The sequence below is a fragment of the Mesorhizobium sp. B1-1-5 genome, from assembly GCF_006443065.1.
GTDB lineage: Bacteria > Pseudomonadota > Alphaproteobacteria > Rhizobiales > Rhizobiaceae > Mesorhizobium.
On the sequence record NZ_VFWS01000378.1, the window covers coordinates 1 to 1,426 of the forward strand.

Consider the following 1,426-nt stretch of genomic DNA (forward strand, 5'->3'; position numbering starts at 1 on the left):
CTTCGTGCTGCCGCCGACGCTGACCGTCGCAGCTTACGTGTTGAACCTGCTGGTGCGCTGAGATGAGCGCTCCGTCGATCACCCCAACTCTCGACGACCTGCGCAGCGCGCTTGATCGCGCTGAACGAGACCTCGTCTGCGCCGTCATGATCGACAACGGCCAGCGTCGCGAAATCGAGATGGGTGCGGCGCGTCGCCGGCGTGACGCGATCAGGACGCAGATCGCCATCCTCGGCGATGCGGAGGGCCGGAATTGATGGCCTCGATCGGCAACATCCCCAAAGGAATGCTCCGCGCTTGGGCCGACCACGGCGTCATATCGTCGGCAACTTACGTCGATGAGATGAACCGCCGGCGCGGCATCAAGCAAGAGATCGATCCGGTACCACCGCTCGACTACGCGCTCGACGACGATCTCGCGATCCCCTTTCTCCATCACGACAACTCCCTGGATCTCGATCTGTCGGACTTCAACGACGACCCGATCGGCCCGATGCCGCCACCACCACGCGTGGTCTGGCTCCTCGCCATCGCGGCGACAGCGGTCGTCGCCATTGCGCTTTGGCTGGTGTGGCCATGAGCGCGGATCGCCAGGTCCGTCTGACCGGTACGCAGCTGCTCGAGCTCGCCGACGATGCTTTTGACGTTCTGAACTGGGCGAAGCGCAACGGCCTACGTAAGGACGCCCAGGTCGCCGAGCTCGTCCGGACCTTCGAGGTCCGGCTTGGCTACCGCGAGCCTGTCCGCGCAGCGGAGGCCGCCGAATGACCGTGGTCACCATCTTCTCACTCAGCATGCCCCCGGCGCCGATGTTCCGCCGCGAGTTCGCGCGGCCGATCGATGCCGACGATTACGTCGCGTTCTGGCGCCGGTTGGGGTGCTGCCATATCCGCCGGAGGACCAGGAAATGACCAAGCTCTACGTCCAGGTCCTGCGCGGCAATGACTGGCTGAACGTCAACTCGGTGCCGATCGAGGACGGCAAAACCCAGGGCTCTCGGGCGAGGGCTCGGGAACGCGCCTTTGACGACGCCCGACGCAACCAGACCGCATGGCAGGGCTACTCCGGCTTTGATGGCTGTCAACTGCGCATCGCCGAGATGGACGGCTACGGCAGGTATGCAGAGGTGCGGCCGTGATCGACATCGCTCCCGAAAATGAAGCCGAGGTCAGGAATCGTGATCTCGCGATCGCCGCGGCATCACAGGCCGCCGATGCCTGCGCCGAGCTGTTGAGGTTCGCCCGCGAAGGCGACGGCGTCATGACGGGACCGTTCACGACTGAAGTGGTTGAGCAGTTGCTCGACGCCGCCAAGATGGCGATGGAGGTCGAGGGCTTCGAAGGCTCCGAGGAGCGCACGCAGGTCTATGGGGCGATCGTTAAATTTCTGGAGGGCTGGGCCTGATGGACAGCCCGTTCAGCCGCTT

6 protein-coding genes are annotated in these 1,426 nt (G+C 64.5%); all 6 read left to right on the forward strand.

Translation table 11 applies throughout. From position 1 onward, the window contains the following. The first annotated feature begins 62 nt into the window (after positions 1-62). The 6 genes from FJ980_RS31525 to FJ980_RS31545 are packed head-to-tail and all read left to right on the forward strand — an operon-like array spanning position 63 to position 1,404. Positions 63-257: a hypothetical protein gene (locus FJ980_RS31525; protein ID WP_140547427.1), complete on the forward strand. Its 195-nt coding sequence runs from the start codon at positions 63-65 to the stop codon at positions 255-257. Then, on the forward strand, positions 257-580 hold the full coding sequence (locus FJ980_RS31530) for a hypothetical protein (protein ID WP_140547428.1): 324 nt from the start codon (positions 257-259) through the stop codon (positions 578-580). Before FJ980_RS31525 ends, FJ980_RS31530 begins: the two co-directional genes overlap by 1 nt. Further along, positions 577-768 carry a hypothetical protein gene (locus FJ980_RS31535; protein WP_140547429.1) on the forward strand — a complete coding sequence of 64 codons (192 nt, stop codon included), beginning with the start codon at positions 577-579 and terminating at the stop codon, positions 766-768. Before FJ980_RS31530 ends, FJ980_RS31535 begins: the two co-directional genes overlap by 4 nt. Further along, positions 765-911, forward strand: coding sequence for a hypothetical protein (locus FJ980_RS34980; RefSeq protein WP_181175027.1), 147 nt, complete (start codon positions 765-767; stop codon positions 909-911). Before FJ980_RS31535 ends, FJ980_RS34980 begins: the two co-directional genes overlap by 4 nt. Continuing rightward, on the forward strand, positions 908-1,138 hold the full coding sequence (locus FJ980_RS31540; RefSeq protein ID WP_140547430.1) for a hypothetical protein: 231 nt from the start codon (positions 908-910) through the stop codon (positions 1,136-1,138). Before FJ980_RS34980 ends, FJ980_RS31540 begins: the two co-directional genes overlap by 4 nt. Next, entirely contained in the window at positions 1,135-1,404 is a 270-nt protein-coding gene (locus tag FJ980_RS31545; RefSeq protein ID WP_140547431.1) for a hypothetical protein, read from the forward strand. Before FJ980_RS31540 ends, FJ980_RS31545 begins: the two co-directional genes overlap by 4 nt. Positions 1,405-1,426 lie beyond the last annotated feature (22 nt).